Consider the following 3,679-nt stretch of genomic DNA (forward strand, 5'->3'; position numbering starts at 1 on the left):
CCGCGGCCAACGGGTCGGCGGGCAGGTCCGCGGCGGCGGCCAGCGCCTCGGCGCCGGCGGGCGTCAGCAACGCCGCGAACCGGTCGACGACGTCGGCCGCCGGCGCGGTGTCGGTGTGCTGGGCCACGCCGCCCATTGTCGCCGCCGGGGCGGTCGCCCACCCCGGCGGCCCGTGGCTCAGCAGGAGGTGTTGTTCGCGCCGACCTGCGGCACCAGGTACTCGGTGATGGCGTGCTTGGCGCCCGTGTTCGCCTTCTCGTTGTTGACCCGCAGCGTGAACGCGGGGGTGCTCGCGTTGCCGCCCTCGTTCACCTGGACATAGGTCGAGCCGGCCGCGCCGTCGCAGAACAGCTCGTACGCGCTCAGCGGGGTGCCCGGCAGGTGACCGACCACGTCCGCGGAGGCGTAGGCGATCATCCGGTACGTGTTGCCGTCCTGCCAGGCGGACAGGAACGCGCGCACGTAGGCCGCGGCGCCGGTGCGGTACTCCGTGCGCTCCAGCGGAATTTCGCTCACCGCGTGCGCCGCGCCCAGGTACTGGTTGATCACGCGGACCTTGCTCACGTCACCGTTGTCGTTGATGAAGACGCAGTAGGTGGAGCCGGCCGCGCCCTCGCACCGGGTGACATGCCAGGAGTTCGCGGGCAGGCCGCCGTAGGTGACCGAGTCCTTGACCTGTTGGACGGCGGCCGGGGTGCCGAGCTGGCCGAGCCGGGTGTAGTCCTTGGCCATCCAGGCCTTCACCGCGGCCCGGGCGTAGGCCTTGGCGTCGTTCGGGTAGGTGGGCGCGTTGTTGCCGCCGCCGCCACCGCCCCCGGTGTTGGGACAGCAACTCGTGGCGCTCGGCGTGGCGCTGGCGGTCGGGCCACCGCCGAGGCCGGGGTCCCCGGTGGGGGCCGCGGTCGTGGGCGTGGCGCCGGTGGTCGTGTTGTTGCCGCCGCCGCAGGCGGCGAGGGTGAAACCGGCGAGGACGGCGAGGGCCGTGGCCGTCGCGCGTCGCCGCCGGATGTGGGCACCCGCCATGGCGGGACCTCCTCCGGTGGGATCCGAGGCCCGGAGAGTAGGTCCCGCTCGAGGTCAGTGCCCTTGATGGTCGCTAAGACGACTTCGCCGGCTCCACGACACAGTCGGGGCCGGGGTAGACGAGGCTCTCGTGTCCGTCCGTGAAGCGCACCAGGTACGGCGGCGCGCCGTTCTCGCCGCGCACCTCGAGGATCTCGCCGTACTTGTCGTGCGTCCCGACGACCTTGCTGTGAACGTGAAGTCGGTCACCCGTGGCTGCCTTCATACCGCCGACGATGCCCTATCAGGGCGGATCGTCGCAGCAAAACGGCGCCACGCTGGCACTCTAGTTGACGGAGTGCTAGCGGCGGCATAACCTGCGGGTTAGCACTCTCGCACCGAGGGTGCTAGCCCGCCGGGCTTCCGGCGGGCACTCGCCCGGCGGTGCCGGCACCCGCGACGACGGGCCGTCAGGCGGTACCTGGTAAGCAGACAAGATACCCCAGGAGGGTATGCCCGTGACTACCGCGACGAAGGTTGCGATCAAGCCGCTCGAGGACCGCATCCTGGTCCAGGCGAACGAGGCTGAGACGACCACGGCGTCGGGTCTTGTGATCCCGGACACCGCCAAGGAGAAGCCGCAGGAGGGCACGGTCATCGCCGTCGGCCCGGGCCGCTTCGACGAGAAGGGCGCCCGCGTGCCGCTCGACGTCAAGGTCGGCGATGTCGTCATCTACTCGAAGTACGGCGGCACCGAGGTCAAGTACGCCGGCGAGGAGTACCTGGTGCTCTCCGCCCGCGACGTCCTCGCGGTCATCGAGAAGTGACCAACCGATAGTGCTTGCCGCCCCGGCCCCCGTTCGCGGGGGACCGGGGCGCAACACGTGAAGGGACCAGAGAACACATGGCGAAGATCCTGAGCTTCTCGGACGACGCGCGGCACCTGCTCGAGCACGGCGTCAACGCGCTCGCCGACGCGGTCAAGGTCACCCTCGGCCCGCGCGGGCGCAACGTCGTCCTCGACAAGAAGTTCGGCGCCCCCACCATCACCAACGACGGCGTGACGATCGCCAAGGAGATCGATCTCGCCGACCCGTACGAGAACCTCGGCGCGCAGCTCGTCAAGGAGGTGGCGACCAAGACCAACGACATCGCGGGCGACGGCACCACCACCGCGACCGTGCTGGCGCAGGCGCTCGTCCGCGAGGGCCTGCGCAACGTGGCCGCCGGCGCCAGCCCGGGCAGCCTCAAGCGCGGCATCGACGCGGCATCCGTCGCCATCGGCGACGCGCTGCTCGGCAAGGCCCGCGAGGTCGCCAGCCGCGACGACATCGCCCAGGTCGCCACCGTCTCCGCCCAGGACGCCGCCATCGGCGACCTGATCGCCGAGGCGATGGAGAAGGTGGGCCGCGACGGCGTCATCACCGTCGAGGAGGGCTCGACCCTCGCGACGGAGCTCGAGGTCACCGAGGGCATGCAGTTCGACAAGGGCTACATCTCCCCGCACTTCGTGACCGACGCCGAGGGTGGCGAGGCCGTCCTCGACGATCCGTACCTGCTCATCACCACGCAGAAGATCTCCGCGATCGAGGAGCTGCTCCCGCTGCTGGAGAAGGTCCTGCAGGCCGGCCGGTCGCTGGTCCTGATCGCCGAGGACGTCGACGGGCAGGCCCTGTCGACCCTGGTGGTCAACTCGATCCGCAAGACCGTCAAGGTCGCCGCGGTGAAGGCGCCCGGCTTCGGTGACCGCCGCAAGGCCATGCTGCAGGACATCGCGATCCTCACCGGTGGCGAGGTCGTCGCGCCCGAGCTCGGCTACAAGCTCGACGCGGTCGGCCTGGAGGTGCTCGGCTCCGCCCGGCGCGTCGTCATCACCAAGGACACCACCACGATCGTCGACGGCGGCGGTGCCGACGCCGACGTCGCCGCGCGGGTCGCCCAGATCCGCAAGGAGATCGAGGCCTCCGACTCCGACTGGGACAAGGAGAAGCTCAACGAGCGGCTCGCCAAGCTCGCCGGCGGCATCGCCGTCATCAAGGTGGGCGCCGCGACCGAGGTCGAGATGAAGGAGCGCAAGCACCGTATCGAGGACGCGATCTCGGCGACGAAGGCGGCCGTCGAGGAGGGCGTGATCCCCGGCGGCGGCGCCGCGCTCGCGCAGGTGGCCGGCACGCTGGCCGACGGCCTCGGCCGCACCGGCGACGAGGCGACCGGCGTGGCGATCGTCCGCAAGGCGCTCGTCGAGCCGCTGCGCTGGATCGCCCAGAACGCCGGCCACGACGGCTACGTCGTGGTGTCCAAGGTCGCGGACGCCGACTTCGGTCACGGCCTCAACGCCGCGACCGGCGAGTACGTCGACCTGGTCAAGGCGGGCATCATCGACCCGGTGAAGGTGACCCGCAACGCGGTCGCCAACGCCGCCTCGATCGCCGGCCTGCTCCTCACCACGGAGAGCCTGGTCGTCGACAAGCCGGAGAAGCCGGCGGCGGCGAACGGCCACGGCGGTCACGGCCACTCGCACGGCGGCCACGGCCACGGCCACCAGCACGGCCCCGGCTTCTAAGGGGACCGACATCTCAACGGTCGTGGGCCGGGACGCATAAGCGCCCGGCCCACGACCGTTTCCACGCACCCGCCCCGCGCCGCCGCGTCGCACCCGCCCGCGCCCGCGCCCGCC

4 protein-coding genes are annotated in these 3,679 nt (G+C 71.4%); 2 read left to right on the top strand and 2 right to left on the bottom strand.

Annotated features, from left to right (window positions below; translation table 11 throughout):
• Window positions 1-177: 177 nt before the first annotated feature.
• Window positions 178-1,023, bottom strand: a complete 846-nt coding sequence (locus ABD211_RS26770) for a hypothetical protein (protein WP_344137703.1) — start codon at window positions 1,021-1,023, stop codon at window positions 178-180.
• A 73-nt stretch (window positions 1,024-1,096) separates the two neighbouring features.
• Entirely contained in the window at window positions 1,097-1,288 is a 192-nt protein-coding gene (locus ABD211_RS26775; RefSeq protein WP_344137706.1) for a DUF1918 domain-containing protein, read from the bottom strand.
• 226 nt (window positions 1,289-1,514) lie between these two features.
• Between ABD211_RS26775 and groES the strand changes: the two genes are divergently transcribed.
• Together groES and groL are read left to right on the top strand one after the other, a co-directional pair.
• The gene (groES, locus tag ABD211_RS26780; RefSeq protein ID WP_344075768.1) at window positions 1,515-1,829 is read left to right on the top strand and encodes a co-chaperone GroES; all 315 of its coding nucleotides are present in this window, start codon (window positions 1,515-1,517) and stop codon (window positions 1,827-1,829) included.
• 77 nt (window positions 1,830-1,906) lie between these two features.
• Window positions 1,907-3,565: a chaperonin GroEL gene (gene groL, locus ABD211_RS26785; RefSeq protein WP_344137709.1), complete on the top strand. Its 1,659-nt coding sequence runs from the start codon at window positions 1,907-1,909 to the stop codon at window positions 3,563-3,565.
• Window positions 3,566-3,679: the final 114 nt, after the last annotated feature.

This window comes from Luedemannella flava, from assembly GCF_039528515.1.
Classification (GTDB): domain Bacteria; phylum Actinomycetota; class Actinomycetes; order Mycobacteriales; family Micromonosporaceae; genus Luedemannella; species Luedemannella flava.

What these genes read in the sequence shown, in the direction of transcription:
- ABD211_RS26770 (WP_344137703.1), bottom strand. Translation starts at nt 1,023, where the DNA reads ATGGCGGGTGCCCACATCCGGCGGCGACGCGCGACGGCCACGGCCCTC.
- groL (WP_344137709.1), top strand. Translation starts at nt 1,907, where the DNA reads ATGGCGAAGATCCTGAGCTTCTCGGACGACGCGCGGCACCTGCTCGAG.
- groES (WP_344075768.1), top strand. Translation starts at nt 1,515, where the DNA reads ATGCCCGTGACTACCGCGACGAAGGTTGCGATCAAGCCGCTCGAGGAC.
- ABD211_RS26775 (WP_344137706.1), bottom strand. Translation starts at nt 1,288, where the DNA reads ATGAAGGCAGCCACGGGTGACCGACTTCACGTTCACAGCAAGGTCGTC.